We start from the raw sequence: 16,184 nt of genomic DNA on the forward strand, positions 1-16,184 counted from the left end.
GCTAGTCCATCACTCCGGGTCGGGCCTTTCTAGTGCCGAAAGTCCCACTGCCGAAGCGGCGGGCAATGACGCCCGTCGCCACAGCAGAGACCGCGACCGTGATCAGCGCTCCGAGGAGGAGCGCAGCGTCTTCGCCCGGCAGTAGCGTTCGGGTTTGGATGCCCAGGGTCACCGCTGCAACAGGCACGCCCAGCTGGCCGGCCGACGCGATCGCTTGCATCCACGGCAGGCCAACGAGCCGAGCGGAGAGATGGGCGACGACCGCCCCGAGCCCAAGTGCGACACCGAGCAGAGCCATGGCCGGATGCCCCGCGAGGGTACCAAGATCGAGCGAGGCGCCGAGCCACACGAAGAACAACGGACCGAAGAATCCCTCGGTGATGCCGAACAACTGTCGGGCGAGGCGATGGGGTTCGCCGGCGGCCGAGAGCACGAGTCCCAGTGCGAAGCCGGCGATCATGATCGACAAGTTCGCGAACTGGGATATCGCACCGAAGGCGAACAGAACGAGCAGGCTGAACCGCAACTCCAGAGCGAACTGACGGCGTTCCGAATACTCGTGAAGGGTACGCCGCGCATCCGTTCTACTCAGCCGGGTCAGGACCGCTACGAGGATTCCGGCGGCCAAAGCGATCACCAGAGCGCCGAGCGCGGCCTCGAGCGCGCGCTCCGGCGCGAGGACCAGCGGGAGGGCCACGATGCAGACGATGTCCGCGATGGCGATCTGCGCGACCAGCTGAGCGGCTGAGCTGTGCTTGAGCCCGACCGAGTGCAGCATCGGCAGCACAAGGGCAGCCGATGACGAGGCGAGGAGAACGCCGTACAGGGCGGCGTGGCCCGTACCGAACGCGACAGCCACGCCGAGCACCGCTGAGACCAAGCCAACCAGAATAGCGCCAAGAATCCCCCTCGGCAGCGCCGCGCGCACCGCGGCATCTCTCACCGGGATCTGCGAACCGACGACGACCATCGTCAGTCCGAAACCGATGTTCGCCAACAGCCGGAAGTCGCCGGCAGTTGGATCAACCAGCTGCAGCCCTGAGGTTCCGATAAGCAGGCCTCCGGCTAACTCCCCCACTGCCACCGGAATGCGCCACGATGTGCGGGCTGCGAGGAGCGGCCCGAGCAGCCCAACAAGCACCACCAGCGCCAGCAGAGAAAAGCCCACGCGGCTCACATTACAGAGGGCACGGAGCCTCAGCAGTGCGGTGTCGGCTTCCGGCATGACTCCGGTCTGAGGACGAGGATGGCATGTCGCCGCGCATCATCTCGCTGCGAAGGTGCGCCCGGTGATCGCATCCGGAATGATTCGGACGTAATTGAACTTGTCCCCGGGTTGAGCCGGAACGAGGTGCAGGATGCCGGAGACTTCGATATCGTCATCGGCGGCCAGGCGCGTCGCCGTGCCTTTCAACACAACGCTGAACCATCTGCCTTCCTGCAGGCGCTCAATCTGAATGGCGACGTGGGGATGCAACACGATGTCTTCCAGCTTTGTGCCGGGCGCGCTCCGAAAAAAGAGCTGTCGCTCGTTGACCAGGTAGTTGATGGGCATGATGTCGACGCCGACAGGCTGAGCTCGAAGGGCGAGATGGCCGATACCCGAGTCCCCGAGAATCTTCCAACACTCGACATGGGTCAATTCGCGGATGTCCGAGTCCTGTGGGGCCATGGCCGCCGCGGGTCCACCGTCTGCGTCGTGGGGTCTGCTCTGCGTGGGGTTCTCCATGAACACAGCCTCCCTCGTAAGGCGATTGCTTATCAAGGGACCAAAGTCCCTGTAAGAGCCGCGCAGCTGACGCTTGACTTGCATGAAACACCGTGAAGTCAACCTAAGGATCGCCATGTCACACGCTTCGTCAACACAACGTTTTGCCGGCAAGACCGTTATTGTCACCGGAGCCGGTTCAGGTATCGGACGCGCAACCGTCGTGCGCCTCGTGCAGGAGGGCGCCTCGGTCGTCGGCTCGGATGTTTCTCAAGAACGCCTTGACACGCTGGCAGCCGAACTCACCGCGAGCACCTTCGCGTCGGTCGTCGGAGATATCAGCAGCGAAGAGTCCATCCAACGCATTCTTGCCGCCGCAAACGGTCGAGTGGATGCATTGGCCAATGTTGCCGGCATCATGGACGGCTTCCTGCCTCCACACGAACTTGACGACGCCACCTGGGATCGGGTGATGAGCGTCAACCTCACGGCGGTCATGCGGCTCACCCGCGCAGTGCTTCCCCTGATGCGGGCGGCGAAGTCAGGCTCCATCGTCAACGTGAGTTCGGAAGCCGGCCTCCGTGGGTCTGCGGCAGGAAGCGCCTATACGACGTCGAAGCATGCGGTCATCGGATTCACCAAAAGCACGGCGTTCTTCTATTCCCCGGAAGGCATTCGTTGCAACGCGGTTGCGCCCGGAGCCGTCGCGACCAACATCGAGGCGCCCTTCCGGTCGGCGTTCGCGGGTGAGCGCCTCGGACCCTTCATGCAGGTGATGGTTCCGTCCGTTGCGACGGCGGAGCATCTTGCCGCGGCAATCACCTGGCTGTTGAGCGACGACTCGCTGAACGTCACGGGGGCGATTCTCGCCAGTGACGGCGGCTGGTCCGCTATCTAAAGCGGTGGGGCAATCGTCGCAGCGAGCACACCCCGCGCGCAAGCCGCGGTGACGAATAGTGCGTGGTCGCGAGCTGCCCCAGAGCGGTGTGGCTGTCACAAAGGACTGTTCACGGGTCCAGTTTAAGAGACGGACGGGGTACGCATCGTTTCCCCACCGCCGGCAGCTCCCGGCACGATGTGACGAGTCGGCTGTGCGCACAGCACGACCAAGACGATCGCCCCGGCGAAAGGCAGCAAGAGCCAGAAGATGTGTCCCCACGAATAAGCAGCGTCTCGCAAGCGCCGCACGGTGACGGCCAGGCTGGGGAGAAGGACTGCAATCCCCCACAATCCTGAGAGAGAGCCGGTCGAGAATCCGCCGCTCATGTTCACACCCCAAACCGGAACAGCGCTCAGCGCCATCGAGACGAGCGAGGTGAAGAGCACCCACCACCAGAATTCGCTGCGTCGAGCCATTCCATGGAAATCAGCGTATTTGGAGAAGACTGTTTGAATCGACTGACCGAATGACATTGTTCATTCCCTTCGCTGCGCTTGCCCTACCTATCAATTGGACCTCGCGCGGAATTTCGAGCACAGTGCCGAAAGTCCCCCACGAAAATATCGACGTTCAAGCGCGAGGATACTGTGGGCCGCGCATGCAAAGGGATTGCCCGAATCGTCACCTTTCATGAGCTCCGGAATATGTGCGGCGCAGAGCCCGAGCAGTCAACGGTTCCGGTAGTAGTCGCGCCAGATCAGCCTGTGGAGCGGGATCAGCCGCGGTATCGAGCGAAGGCCCGGGATGAACGGCACCAAAGTGAGAAGTGCCGAGAGCACCAGCATCAGGCCAACGACGACCAGATCGGCGTTGCCGAGGTTTCCGATCGCGGGCACCTGATACCAGAAGGAGAACAGCCAAAGCCACGACTGGCCGGGATAGTTGCCGGTCTCGTTCATCATTCCCCACTGGTCTCCGGTGAGGTGCTGGGCGGCCGCCAGGTTAGGAAAATAGGTGCCGTCGCCTAGGAAGAGAATCGTCGGCGTTGTGTTGGTGTTGAAGATGCCGCCCTCATCCTGGATCACTCCGTCGAGTGCACCGCGGTTCGCCGCGGTGAGGAGACCCTCGGTGAGCGACGGCACCGGACCATACGCACCCCCGGCGACTTTCGCAGGACTGCCTCCCGGCGCTTTGGCAAGGGCTGCAACGTATGCAGCTGTCCACTTGTCCTGCTGTGCCGGGGTTGAGGCTTGCCAGCGGCTCAGCGCTGCCGTAGCCAGACGGAGTTTCTGCAGGGGCAGAGTGACAAATTCGCGGGCGGTGTCGATCGGCAACCGGGTTCCGGACAGGCTTTGAAGATCGATTGGGCCGAGTGTCTGCGTCGCTCCCTGCGTCGTCGAATACGGTGGGCCGTACGACGCCGTGTCGGACGTACCACCGAGCTCCGCCGTTGCAGTCGCGACGAAGTCGTTTGGAGCGGCTTTCGCCCACGATTGCAGGTTCACCGTCGGCTCGTCGGGAGAGCTGGCGACCGCGGCGAACCCGATAACGATCAGGCCGACAACGACAACGCCGATCGTGAGTTCCTTGAAGAGGTCGTAGTCTCGCACAGCACCTCCCCATGGCCGCGTGGCCAAGTCGTGATCGGCCTTAGTGCGTCGTGACATCGGATGCCTCCTGTTCCGCGAGTTGCGCATCCGTCTCCGCCGCATCGAGGGGTGGAACGACCCCGTGTGCGCGAACGAGAATGACGTGCATGGCGACGATGACCAGCACCGCCGCGGGCAGCAGCAGAATGTGCCACATGAGCATCTGCCCGAAGTCGGTGACGTTGAACCAGGCGCCGATACCGGATGCGTTCAGCGCGTCCTTCGCCTGGAACGCAATCCATTCGGAATCGAAATTGGTTTGCACCAGATAACCCGTGAACGCGGCGACGATCGAGACGAGGAACGAGAACACCCCCGTGATCCAGGTGAGCACGCGATGACCTCGCCACGCGGCCATCCAGAACTTGCCCCACAGGTGGATCACCATGAAGAAGAAGAAGAATTCGACGCTCCACAGATGCACGCTGTTGACGAAGTGCCCCAGCGATGACAGGTGGTACCACATCGGCCCGTTCAGGCTGAGTACCGCCCCCGAAGCGATGATGAAGACGAGCGACGCGATGGCGCCCATGCCGAAGACGTAAATCCACGAGGCGACATAGCTGGGCTGAGTGTTGGGCAGAAGCTTCTCGGGCGGGAGTCGTTTCATCACCCAGCGTCGAGTGCGCCCCGTCCAGGACCGATCCGTTTCGGCCTCCTCGGGCGCGGTCATTTCGTGCGCCTTCCCCCAGGAAACGGCAGGATCAGCGCGAGTAGGAAGACCACCAGCATCGCGATGATCACGATCAGGTTGCCCAACTGAATTGAGAATATTCCCCAACTGAGGAAGACCCCGCTGTCGGCCGACGCTTTCAACAGTGTGAGCAACATCATGGTCGTATCCCTTCTTTCGCCGAGATTAGGCTCGACCGGCTCGCGCAGTCAGGGTCTTTGGTCCCTAACCCGCCGAAGATCATCGGAATGGCGTTCTTTCGCGCCGATTGCGCGGAGTGCATTGAGGATCGTCGCCAGGTCGACGACTTCCTGCAGTGTGGCGCCAAGGGTGGCTGGAATGATCCCGAACGCGGCGACGATCATCAGCGCGATACTCAGCGCAATTCCGAGCCAGATGCTTTGAAGGGCGATACGCATCGTGTCGATGCCGATCTCCACGGCTCGCACGGTACGGGAAAGATCATCGACCAGAATCACGGCGGCGGCCGACTCGCTTGCCGCCGTTGCGCCTTTCGCTCCCATGGCGATTCCGACCTCGGCGGACGCCAACACGGGTGCATCGTTGACTCCGTCACCCACCATGAGAACAGGGCGTTCGGTCAACCCGCGTACTGCATCGACTTTGTCGGCCGGGAGACAGTCCGATCGGATGGAGGTGATTCCCACCGCGTGCGCAACGTGTTCCGCGGTGGCACGCGCGTCCCCTGTGAGCATGACCACGTCACGAACGCCTCGATCACGAAGCTCAGCAACCGTCTGGCCGGCATTCTCGCGAATCGGATCGGATGCAATGATGCTGCCCGCGTATGCTCCATCGACCACCACATAGATCGCCAGCTCTCCACCAGCTGTCATCGTGCGGGTGACATCCGCCGCGTGCTCTCTCGCGAAGGCCAGAGTGCCCAGACTCACCTGCCTTTCACCGATCGCAGCTGTGATGCCCCGGGCTGCAATCTCCGACGTGCTCTGCACGTCAAGGAAGGTCACGTTTCGTCTCTGCGCCTCGCGCACGATAGACCCGGCGAGCACGTGCGACGAAAAGCGTTCCGCGGACGCAACGAGGGTGAGCAGCAGGTCTTCATCAAAGGGAGCCCGTGCGCTGATCCGCGCGATGGTCGGCACGCCATGGGTCAGGGTTCCGGTCTTGTCGAAGACCGCCGTGCGGATGCGGGAAAGTGCCTCGAGAACGCTGCCGCCCTTGACTATCACCCCGTTTCGGGCAGCGCGGCTCATGCCGCCCATGAATGCGACCGGAGCGGCCAAGAGCAGGGGGCACGGAGTGGCCAGCACCAGCACTTCGGCAAAGCGGATGGGTTCGCCAGAGACGATCCATGCGCCTGCGCCGATGGCGAGCGAAACGATCGTGAAAGGGATCGCGTATCGATCGGCGAGTCTGACCACGGGCGCACGATTCTGTTGCGCCTGACGAACCAGCGCGATGATGCCCTGAAACTGGCTGTCGGCTGCGGTGGCGGTGGCGGTGATCGTGACGGCATTCAACCCATTGATCGAGCCACTGAGAACGGAGTCCCCCTCAAGTCTCTGCACCGGCAGACTCTCACCAGTAAGGGAAGACTCATCGAAACTTCCGCTCGCGCTCAGGAGCGATCCATCGACAGGCACCACCTCGCCGGACCTCACCAGAATGACGTCGCCCGGCGACACCGCGCTCGCTTGGACCTCAACGAACTCACCGGTTGCCGTGTCGCTTCGGTGCACGACCTGTGGCTCCCGGTCGAGGAGTGCGCTGAGCTCACGTTGAGCTCGTGACTCGGCGAAGTCTTCGAGTGCCTGCCCGCCTGACACCATCAACACGATAATGATGCTCGCGAGGTACTCGCCGACGAGAACGGTGGCAACGATGGCGATCACCGCGAGAATATCGACCCCGAATCTCCCGTGTCGGAGTTCGTTGACCATGCGGCCGGTCAGCACCGCACCGACGGCCAACGCGTACAGGCTGAACACCACTTGGGTGGCCGGCACGTAGCCGAACGCCCACAGTATCCCCCCGCCGAGGCCGACCAGCAGAGTCACCGTGACCATCTTGAACTGAAGCGGCAATCGTATGAGGCTCTTCATGTACGACAGTGGACACCTCTCTTGGGTAAGGCCGCTAGTCGTTGGCTGGCTCCGGATCGCCCAAGGAGCCGTGATCCCGAACGATACCAAGCAGTATCAGCACGAAAATCAGTTCGAGCATGCCTAGCCCGAAACATACGGCCCGCAGGATCGAGTAGGCAAGGATGACGGCCAGCTCAACGAATAGCTCCCCTCACGGCACCTGCAAAGGATGACACAGATCCAAACAGCAGAAGCGCAATAACTAGCCCTCTGACAGCAAACCCGGGGATACGAAGCTTCACCATCGGTCCACCTGAATTTCAGGCCGTGTGACTTGCATGGGCATCGGAGACCTCACGCCCCCACTGCGCGGCCCTCTCCAATTCACCCTCCACAAGAGGGCCCTCGTAACCGTGCACATGGAAGGACTTCTGCCTGAGCGACGTGTCGAACCCCAGCGAATGCAATTCCTGTCTGGCGACCTTCGCAGCAGAGCCAGGCAGCCGCGGCGCATTGACGCGAGTGTCGAAGGCAACCGCCTTCACCGCGACCTCCGTCGGCGTCAACACGTTCAGCCACTCGCGGATACCTCGGTCGGGAGCTGAGGGCGCTCCGTTCTGACTGACGGCATTCTGGCGAGTAGACGCGCGCGTCATCGAGAACGCATGCGTCGGCCCTCCCACCACGAGAAGGTCATATCCGACAACAGAATCGGGTGCCGAGTCGACATCCGCGACATCGACCTGCAGAGTGGCTGACAACGCTGCTGCTATCGCGCGGGCAACCTTTTCGGTGTTGCCCCACAACGATTCATATACGATAAGCCCCCGCATGATTCCTCCTCGATCTATACCGCCCACACTGGCCGGGGCGGCTCATCACTTTTCATCGATACTCTGCGTCTCGGACAGTGACGACGGCCGCGCTCTTTTCCCGTACTACTTCACCGCGCGAAAGGCTATCGCGCGAGGGTCGAAAGTCCCACGTTCCGCAGGGAGCGCCCCAGCCCGACTCACCACCGCTGGGGCCAAAGACCCTACCTGGCCGTGATGTCCGTACCTACCGTTGAGAGATGGAGATTAGGGAAGGGTCAATCATGTACAAGCGAATTTTGGTACCTGTCGATGGTTCGAGATTCTCCGAGGCCGTCATGCCCTACGCCCTCGGAATCGCCAGGGAGACCGGCGCAAAAATCACCGTGCTGCGCATCGTCGAAAAGGAATCGGAGAAGGCCAAAGCCGAGAAATACATCAAGGGCCTCGCTGTGCGGTTCGGCGCCGAAGGACGCTGCGTCAGCAGCAGCGGTGACGTCGCAGAGGACATTCTCGATGAAGCACAACGCATCCCCGAGACCCTCATCACTATTACTTCGCACGGGCGCGGTGACCGTCTCAACCTGTTGATGGGCAGTGTCGCTCGCGATGTCGTGCGCGCCGGTCACTTTCCCGTTCTCGTCTACCATCCAAGCGGCAATGCCGACGAGCACCTGGATCCGATCGTGATCTCCACGGTGCTGCTGCCGATGGATGGAACTGATCTCTCTGAAACCATGCGGGCGCAGGCTGCCGGTTGGGCACGCGCACTCGGCGCAAGGCTGCTCATCGTTCAGGTGCTTCCGACAAATCTGAGGATAGATTCGCTGCTTGAATCCTTCGACGCTTTGGAGGATTCATACGTGCGTTCACAGGCCCGCGATCTTCAACGCGAATACGGCGTCGACGCGGATTGGGAGGTGCTGCACGGCGACCCAGTGACCTCGATCGTCAATTACCTCGAGGGTCGACGCGACGTGCTGGTCGTCATGGCCACACGAGGTCAGGCCACGCTCCAGGCAGCGGTACTCGGCAGCGTCACGTCGGGGTTGCTGCACCACGCCGCGTTGCCGATCATCGTCCAAGCGCCCGTGAAGACACAGAAACAGGCATCTGCGTAGCAGGCTCGCATCTCTGATTCCAACGGTCGAGCCATGGACTTAAGCCCCTATTACCCTGCCCGACAGAGAGTTATATTTCGTCCATGGCCCCTCGAAACCTGTTGCCGACAACGCAATCGCTGCTCCAGTCGTTGCAAAGCGACCGACACCGAGCAGCGGAGCGACGGTGGATCTCAAGCATGGGCGGATTCGCACGTCGGCCGATGCCGCGCGTGTTCACCGGACCATGGGTAAGTCATCAGATCTCGAGGGGCAACCCGAAGAATACTGTCTGAATTCCAGAAACTGGAGATCGGGGTGTCCATGTCTGCTGCATGTGTGGATTTGTCAGAGTTTGACGCGGTCCTCTTCGACTTGGATGGCGTTCTAACGGATACTGCACGACTTCACGAGGCGGCGTGGGCAGCGGAGTTCACCGAGATTTTCGACCAGATTGACCGGCTTTCGCCTGCAAACGCACCAATTGCCCCCTTTACCTCGGATGACTATCGTCGGCTTGTCGACGGCGAGCCCCGATACGAAGGGGTGCTCCATGTTCTAGCCGATCGGAGCTTGACACTTCCCGCCGGAGAGCCCGCCGACAGGCCGGGAAGCGGGACCATCTGGGCCGTGGCGAACGCGAAGGATGCTCGGTACCTGGAACTGCTGCATAAGTCCGACGCGCGGCCGTTCGCCTCATCGGTTGCTCTCGCGCGGGCCCTTGAAGCGGCGGGAATCCGGCTCGGGGTGGTCTCTGCCAGTCGACACTGTGCCGAGGTTCTCGAAGCCGCAGGAATCTTCGATCTCTTCGAGACCACGGTCGACGGCTGGGTTGCAGCAGCGATGCGACTGCCCGGGAAACCCGACCCTGCCATGTACGTCGAAGGTGCCGCGCGCTTGGGCGTGGATCCAGGGCGTTGCGTGGTAATCGAGGACGCGGTCTCCGGCGTTCAGGCCGGCCGGGACGGGGCGTTCGGTCTCGTTGTGGGCGTCGACCGTCGCGGTTCTGCGGCTGCCCTGAGACGCGCAGGCGCCGGGATCATAGTGCAGGATCTCGCGGAACTGCGACTAGAGGGCGAGCCGAGGGCTCCGTGGCTCGTTGAATTGTCAGGAGGTTTTGCCGACGAGACCAGTCGAACGGTCGGCACCGTGGAAGCGCTTGGCACACTCGCGAACGGCTACCTTGGCGTCCGCGGAACCAATCCGTGGTCGCGCGACGACGGCACGAACTATCCCGGATGCTATCTTGCCGGGGTCTACAACCGCTTGACTGTCGCAGTCGACGGCGAGCAGGCAGAGCGTGAAGCGATGGTCAACATTCCCAACTGGCTGCCCTTCACGTTCAGGTGTGAAACAGGCTCATGGTTGGGGAAAGCGGGTGTCACTGTCACAGATCATCGCGTCTGCCTCGATCTGCGCCGAGGTCTGCTCGTGCGCACTTTCCGGACACGCGATCAAGCCGGCCGAAAATGTATCGTGCGGGAGAAGCGTCTGGTGTCAATGGCCGAGAAGCATCTCGTGGCGCATGAATTGAGCGTCATCGCCGAAAACTGGTCGGGTAATCTGCACATTCGGTTGGGAATCGATGCGAACGTGACCAACAATCAGACGGCAGAGGAACGTCTTGACGCTGACCGGCACCTCGGAGCAATTCAGCTGAGAAGCGACAGCCCAGATATCCTCTCAACCACCGCTCGAACCGTGCAGTCGGACATACTCGTCGCGGAGTCGGCACGGATCCGCCTTGGTGTCGGTGTCGGTGTCGGCTACGGAAAAGATGAAACAACGCATCGCGCCACCACGAGGCGTCACACGGAGATCACTCAGGATCTGTCGGTGCAGATTGCCGAGAGAGGCCGCGTAAGCGTTGAGAAGGTCGTCGCTGTCTTCACCTCCCGTGACCGTGCGATATCTGAGCCGGCCCTGGCCGCGGACGCTATGGCGGCGACCGCCCCCGATTTCGCTGAACTCGCGGCCTCCCATGCGTTGGCCTGGTCTCGCTTGTGGCGACGTTCTGAACTCTCGGTCACACTGCGGAAACCTGACGAACACATCAGCGAGGATGCGCGATCGCGCCCTGGAGAAAACGTTTCCTCCATCGTGCGCTTACAGCTCTTCCACCTCCTGCAGGTCGCATCCCCTCACGTTGCCGAACTCGATGTCGGCATTCCAGCGCGAGGGCTCGGCGGCGAGGGGTATCTTGGCCACATCTTCTGGGACGAACTTTTCATTTATCCGGTGTTGAATGCGCGCTTTCCCGACAGCTCGCGTGCGATGTTGCTGTACCGACACAGAAGACTCCCCGCAGCCCGAATCGCCGCACAGGATGCGGGTCATAGCGGTGCCATGTTTCCATGGCAGAGTGGCAGCGACGGACGAGATGAGACCCCGCATCAGTTGTTGAACGTGAGGACGGGTGCCTGGATCCCCGACAATTCGGGGCGTCAACGCCACGTCGGTTTGGCTCTGGCGTATGAACTCTGGCAAAACTGGCAGACCACGGGCGATACCGCATTCTTCTTCAACGCCGGAGCGGAAGTCTTTCTGGAGTGCGCGCGATTCTTCGCCAGCCTCGCCACGTTCGACCCAGCTTTAGGCCGGTGGCGGATCACCGGAGTCATGGGCCCTGATGAGTTCCATGACTCCTATCCCCAAGTGGCAAGAGTCGGCATCGACGACAACGCCTACACCAATGTGATGATCGCGTGGCTGCTGAGCCAGGCGATCCGGCTGGTATCGATGATTCGTAACGACCACCGCACCGACGTGCTCGCCCAACTCGGCGTCGGCGACGCGGAATTGTCGCATTGGGAAGAGCTGACTCAAACCCTGTATGTTCCTTTCCACGCGGGCGTCATCAGCCAGTTCGCAGGATATGAGAAGCTGGCCGAACTCGATCTCGACGCGTATCGGGCACGCTATGGCAACATCGGCCGCTTGGACCTGATCCTGGATGCTGAAGGCGACACGGTGCGCAACTACCAGGTCACCAAACAAGCAGACGCACTCATGTTGTTCTACCTTTTTTCAGCCGAGGAACTCCGGGCCGTATTGGGACGCCTCGGTTATGCGCTGCCGCCCGAGATGATCCTGCGCACGGTCGACTACTACTCGACTCGCGCAGCTCACGGATCAAGCCTCTCGTCAGTGGTTCACGCGTGGGTGCAAGCCCGATCCGACCGGTCAGGCTCCTGGCGGCAGTTCCAGCTGGCGCTCGACACAGACTTCGCCGACATTCAAGGAGGAACGACTGCCGAAGGCCTCCACCTTGGAGCGATGGCTGGTAGCGTCGACCTTCTTCAACGCTGCTACACCGGAATCGAAGTGCGCGACGATGCGCTGTGGCTCAACCCGGCCCTGCCCGATGAAGTGGAACGACTTCGCTTCGATCTGACCTACCGAGATCACTGGGTCAATATCGATGTTGATCACCGGCAACTCGTCGTCACTGCGGCCGCGGCACAGGCAGAGCCCGCAACCATCGTGCTCTCGGGTCGACGACATCGGCTGAGTCCGGGCCATCGAATCGAACATCCCCTCAGCTGAGTCGAAGCCCTGCACGGCTCTGGAGCACTGCGGGCGACGGGACCTTCGGCACTACTGAATGCTCTCGCGCGGGTCTTGACTAGCCCTGAGCCTGCTAGCTGCAGTGAGTCTGACGGGTGGAGGGAGGCACGGGCATGGTGACAAAGTTTCGGCTGCTCGCCTTCTGGACGCTCGTTGTCGTCACAGTCTTCAACGCGCTGTCGGCGATCTCCGGGGGCATTGCGATTCTGGCGACAGGCGGGCTCGAGATGCCGCTGTCAATGCTCACACACAGCCCGTTCGGCTCGTTCACGGGGCCCGGCTGGATTCTGCTGATTGTTGTCGGCGGAACTCAAACGATTTCATTTGTCCTCCTTCTCCTTCGAAAGGAGATGGCCCTCGTGTGGACGGCGATCGCGGGGATCGGGATGACAATCTGGATCTTCATCGAGACGGGGATCATCGCGGGGATCTCCTGGCTTCAAGCGCTGTACTTTGCGACCGGTGTCGCCCAACTCGTGCTCGTTCTGGCACTTCTCGGCATCGTGCGCTGGCTACCGCGAGAGACGCTGAACGAAGCGATGCGCAGAGGTTTGCAGAACATGACCCAGGAGGCACAGAATGGCTGATCGTACGCGTTTCGTGGAGCGCAATGGAGCGTGGGGATTCTTCTTCCTCCTTGCGTATATCGGTGCGGCGATCTATTTCGTCGCTCAGTCAGATGGAAGCTTCTGGGCCGTGGTCCTCGGCTTGCTCAAAGCAATCGTGTGGCCTGTCTTTGCCGTTTACCATGGCCTCGCGGCGCTCGGCGCCTGACGGCGCCATGACGCATAACTACTCTCTCAATGGGTCCTTCGGGCCGATTCAAGTTGATGGGTCTCCGACCGAAGGAGGTGGTCACGATGAAGACGCAAGATCGGGTTGCTGGGATTGACGATGTTCACCGGGTATCAGTCCGCGTCGTGAATGCGAAGGACGAAGTGGAATCCATGAATCTGGATGTCAACAGGATCGGGCCCGGCTACTACAAGATCCAACATAACCATGTTGTCATCGGATATATTCAGCGCGCTGGCCACCTGTTCGTTGCACTCGGCGGTACTCGTTCGGATCGGGCCGAGGAGTGGGGACAATATCTGATCTGGGATCACGCTGCCGCCAAGCTGCTGCGCCAGTCCAGCCTGACCAACTCGAATCAGTGATTGGCCCCGCCAGTCATAAACGGACGACTAGGAAGCGAACTCAGCGCTGCCCTCCTTTACCGGGTATCTGCATTGACGCCACCAGGGCCTTTCGACTCTTGGCGGATGCGTCGAAACGGATCAGAATGGCCGGATCAGATGCCGATTCGTCTGAAATGAGCGTGCGACGAGCTGTGGCTCTGACGCGCGCAGATCCTGAGGAGTAGATCATGTTGAAAGCTTCATACGCCAGCTCGACCCGCAGGCCGGGCTCCGAAGGTGCGGGGCATCAGCGGCAGTCTCACCAACACGGACGTCTTCCCGGGTCGATAGAGCACAGTCTGAGCCCGGCCGGTCGCGGACTTGCCGTGGCCGTCATAGCGTGGAGCCTCGCGTGGAAGGGCGCATCCCTCTGGCGGGCGTCGAAGGAGGACAGTAAGCCGTGGTTTGTCACACTGCTGCTGACCAACACAGCCGGAGTTCTCGACGCCGTGTACCTCTTCGGTGTGAGTGGTGCGCATCGCCGAAAGAAGAATGACGAAGAGTCGATCCTTTCGACGACGGGCGAACCCGAGCAGCTTGGGCATTCCCAGGAGACATGAATCTCGGGTCCGATTCCGAGTGGTTTCTCGCCGCTGGGCCCACCCGGCACAGTCACAAAGTTCCGAGGATTTCCGTTCCGTCGGTGCCACCCATGACCGCTTCCAACCGCTCCAGGGATCCGATCAGCGCCCGGCCACCTGTCGTCGAGACAAAATCTGCCGCGGCTCTGACCTTGGGCCCGATGGATCCGTCCGGGTAGGTGTTCACCTCGATCTCATCGACGCGGAGAATGCGCAGAAGCTTCTCTGCAGGTGTTCCGAAGTCGGTCATGACTCCGCGAACGTCGGTGAGGATCACGAGTAGCTGAGCGTCGATGTCGGTCGCGATTCGGGCTGCGGCATAGTCTTTGTCGACGACCGCATCAATGCCACGCAGGCCCGTGCCATGGGGAATAACCGGGATTCCCCCGCCGCCGGCAAGGATGACCGTCGCGCCGGCATCGAGCAGGGTGATCGCGCGGGAACTTTCGAGGATGCGGATGGGGAGCGGAGAGGGGACGACCCTGCGCCAACCGGACCCATCAGCGGCGATGCTCCATCCGTGAGTCTTCGCGAGAGTACGGGCACGGGATTCGTCGTAGCTCACTCCGACGAATTTTGTCGGAGACAGCAACTGCGGATCAGTCGGATCGACCAGGGTTCGGGAGATGAGCGCAACAACGTCTTTGCGCAGGCCCGCGTCTCCCAACGCGCGTTGCAGCCAGAATCCGATGAGTCCCTGGCTTTCCGCAACCATGTCGCTCAACGGGTAGGGTGCGCTCAGCGTGGTGTCCTCGCCGTTCTCCATCGCCAGCAGGCCCACTTGAGGACCGTTGCCGTGCACAATCACGACCTCGTGTTCCGCGGCGAGTTTCGCGAGCGCCGGCCACGCATCACCGAGATGTTCAGCCTGAGTCACCGCATCGGGTTTCTCTCCCCGGCGTAGCAGTGCGTTGCCGCCAAGTGCCACCACGATGCGCGACATTCAACACCCTTCGGTCCGGCGATCCGCCGGATCAAGTGACATGGCGAGGACCGCTTTGATCGTATGCATCCGATTCTCCGCCTGCTCGAATACGAGCGAACGAGGCGAGCGGAAGACGTCGTCGCTGACTTCCACGCCATTGAGTCCGTATTGTTCGTGCAGGTGCCGCCCGAGCGTCGTCGTATCGTCGTGGACGCTCGGCAGACAATGCAGGAACTGTGTCTTCGGGTTCCCGGTGCGCGCAAGCATGTTTGCGTCGATACGGAAGGGGCGCAGTGCCTCGACCCGCGCATCCCATTCCGAATCCGGTTCGCCCATGCTCACCCAGACATCCGTGTAGAGAAAATCAGCGCCGCGAACGGCGCTGTCGATATCATCCGTCGCCATGATGTGTCCACCGGATCTGGTCGCGGCGTGCGCCGCCGCCTCGACCGCTGCAGGGTCCGGATGAAGTACGGCGGGCGCGGCGATTCTGACGTCCAGCCCGAGCAGCGCACCCGTCATCAGAAGACTCCTGGCAACGTTGTTGTGCCCGTCGCCGAGATAGCACACCGACACCTCGGTCAGCGGTTTGCCCGCGTGTTCGCGCATCGTGAGCATGTCCGCCAGCGCCTGCGTGGGATGCCAGAGGTCGGTGAGCGCGTTCCATACGGGCACTCCGGCGTATCTGGCCAGCGTCTCCACGGTCGCCTGTTGAAAGCCGCGGAAGGCGATGCCGTCGTAGAGGCGCCCGAGAACCCTCGCTGTGTCCTCGACGGATTCGCTAACACCCATGTGGCTGCTCGCCGGGTCGACGTAGGTGACGCCTGCGCCTTGGTCTTGGGCGGCGACCTCGAAGGCGCTACGGGTTCGCGTGGAAGGTTTCTCGAAGATCAACGCGATGTTGTTGCGTGACAACCGAGCGCGCTCGGTTCCCTGTTTCTTGGCGATCTTGAGTTGCGTGGCCAACTCGAGTAGTTCGAGAATGCGCGCCTGGGTCAGATCGATGTCCTTGAGCAGGTGGATCGGGTCGCGCATGTCCGTT

At 61.7% G+C, this 16,184-nt stretch carries 17 protein-coding genes; 7 read left to right on the top strand and 10 right to left on the bottom strand.

Annotated features, from left to right (window positions below):
• Position 1: 1 nt before the first annotated feature.
• Both ASC63_RS14530 and ASC63_RS14535 read right to left on the bottom strand, forming a co-directional pair.
• On the bottom strand, positions 2 to 1,168 hold the full coding sequence (locus ASC63_RS14530; RefSeq protein WP_200936943.1) for a cation:proton antiporter: 1,167 nt from the start codon (positions 1,166 to 1,168) through the stop codon (positions 2 to 4).
• 96 nt (positions 1,169 to 1,264) lie between these two features.
• Positions 1,265 to 1,729: a pyridoxamine 5'-phosphate oxidase family protein gene (locus ASC63_RS14535; RefSeq protein WP_162242906.1), complete on the bottom strand. Its 465-nt coding sequence runs from the start codon at positions 1,727 to 1,729 to the stop codon at positions 1,265 to 1,267.
• A gap of 115 nt (positions 1,730 to 1,844) precedes the next feature.
• On the opposite strand from ASC63_RS14535, the gene ASC63_RS14540 reads away from it, so the two are divergent.
• Positions 1,845 to 2,606: an SDR family NAD(P)-dependent oxidoreductase gene (locus ASC63_RS14540; RefSeq protein WP_055815939.1), complete on the top strand. Its 762-nt coding sequence runs from the start codon at positions 1,845 to 1,847 to the stop codon at positions 2,604 to 2,606.
• Between the two features lie 122 nt (positions 2,607 to 2,728).
• On the opposite strand, the gene ASC63_RS14545 is transcribed toward ASC63_RS14540, so the two are convergent.
• The 6 genes from ASC63_RS14545 to ASC63_RS14565 form a co-directional block, all read right to left on the bottom strand.
• A complete protein-coding gene (locus tag ASC63_RS14545; protein ID WP_082487886.1) occupies positions 2,729 to 3,121 on the bottom strand; it encodes a DUF805 domain-containing protein in 393 nt (130 codons plus the stop codon).
• Between the two features lie 195 nt (positions 3,122 to 3,316).
• A complete protein-coding gene (locus ASC63_RS14550; protein ID WP_055815941.1) occupies positions 3,317 to 4,255 on the bottom strand; it encodes a hypothetical protein in 939 nt (312 codons plus the stop codon).
• A complete protein-coding gene (locus tag ASC63_RS14555; RefSeq protein WP_055815945.1) occupies positions 4,239 to 4,910 on the bottom strand; it encodes a cytochrome b N-terminal domain-containing protein in 672 nt (223 codons plus the stop codon). The genes ASC63_RS14550 and ASC63_RS14555 overlap by 17 nt, the downstream gene beginning before the upstream one ends.
• The gene (locus ASC63_RS16375) at positions 4,907 to 5,071 is read right to left on the bottom strand and encodes a hypothetical protein (protein ID WP_157487731.1); all 165 of its coding nucleotides are present in this window, start codon (positions 5,069 to 5,071) and stop codon (positions 4,907 to 4,909) included. The genes ASC63_RS14555 and ASC63_RS16375 overlap by 4 nt, the downstream gene beginning before the upstream one ends.
• 48 nt (positions 5,072 to 5,119) lie before the next feature.
• Positions 5,120 to 6,994, bottom strand: coding sequence for a heavy metal translocating P-type ATPase (locus ASC63_RS14560; protein WP_055815948.1), 1,875 nt, complete (start codon positions 6,992 to 6,994; stop codon positions 5,120 to 5,122).
• Positions 6,995 to 7,296: 302 nt separating this feature from the next.
• Positions 7,297 to 7,809, bottom strand: coding sequence for a flavodoxin domain-containing protein (locus tag ASC63_RS14565; protein ID WP_055815949.1), 513 nt, complete (start codon positions 7,807 to 7,809; stop codon positions 7,297 to 7,299).
• Positions 7,810 to 8,072: 263 nt separating this feature from the next.
• On the opposite strand from ASC63_RS14565, the gene ASC63_RS14570 reads away from it, so the two are divergent.
• From ASC63_RS14570 to ASC63_RS16380, 6 genes are all read left to right on the top strand, one after another.
• On the top strand, positions 8,073 to 8,909 hold the full coding sequence (locus ASC63_RS14570) for a universal stress protein (RefSeq protein WP_055815952.1): 837 nt from the start codon (positions 8,073 to 8,075) through the stop codon (positions 8,907 to 8,909).
• A gap of 318 nt (positions 8,910 to 9,227) precedes the next feature.
• Entirely contained in the window at positions 9,228 to 12,434 is a 3,207-nt protein-coding gene (locus tag ASC63_RS14575; RefSeq protein ID WP_162242907.1) for an HAD-IA family hydrolase, read from the top strand.
• 134 nt (positions 12,435 to 12,568) lie between these two features.
• Positions 12,569 to 13,042, top strand: a complete 474-nt coding sequence (locus ASC63_RS14580) for a hypothetical protein (RefSeq protein ID WP_055815957.1) — start codon at positions 12,569 to 12,571, stop codon at positions 13,040 to 13,042.
• Positions 13,035 to 13,229, top strand: a complete 195-nt coding sequence (locus tag ASC63_RS14585) for a hypothetical protein (protein WP_055815962.1) — start codon at positions 13,035 to 13,037, stop codon at positions 13,227 to 13,229. Before ASC63_RS14580 ends, ASC63_RS14585 begins: the two co-directional genes overlap by 8 nt.
• A gap of 86 nt (positions 13,230 to 13,315) precedes the next feature.
• Complete coding sequence (locus ASC63_RS14590; protein WP_157487732.1) at positions 13,316 to 13,615, top strand: hypothetical protein; 300 nt, start codon at positions 13,316 to 13,318, stop codon at positions 13,613 to 13,615.
• Positions 13,616 to 13,824: 209 nt separating this feature from the next.
• Entirely contained in the window at positions 13,825 to 14,196 is a 372-nt protein-coding gene (locus tag ASC63_RS16380) for a DUF5652 family protein (protein WP_157487733.1), read from the top strand.
• Between the two features lie 52 nt (positions 14,197 to 14,248).
• Here the strand turns inward: ASC63_RS16380 and ASC63_RS14600 are convergent, their stop codons facing one another.
• Together ASC63_RS14600 and argF are read right to left on the bottom strand one after the other, a co-directional pair.
• Entirely contained in the window at positions 14,249 to 15,160 is a 912-nt protein-coding gene (locus tag ASC63_RS14600; protein WP_055815969.1) for an amino acid kinase family protein, read from the bottom strand.
• Positions 15,161 to 16,177 carry an ornithine carbamoyltransferase gene (argF, locus tag ASC63_RS14605; protein ID WP_082487933.1) on the bottom strand — a complete coding sequence of 339 codons (1,017 nt, stop codon included), beginning with the start codon at positions 16,175 to 16,177 and terminating at the stop codon, positions 15,161 to 15,163.
• Positions 16,178 to 16,184: the final 7 nt, after the last annotated feature.

Origin of the sequence: Leifsonia sp. Root112D2 (assembly GCF_001424905.1) — a bacterium.
In the GTDB taxonomy this organism is placed as follows: Bacteria; Actinomycetota; Actinomycetes; order Actinomycetales; family Microbacteriaceae; genus Root112D2.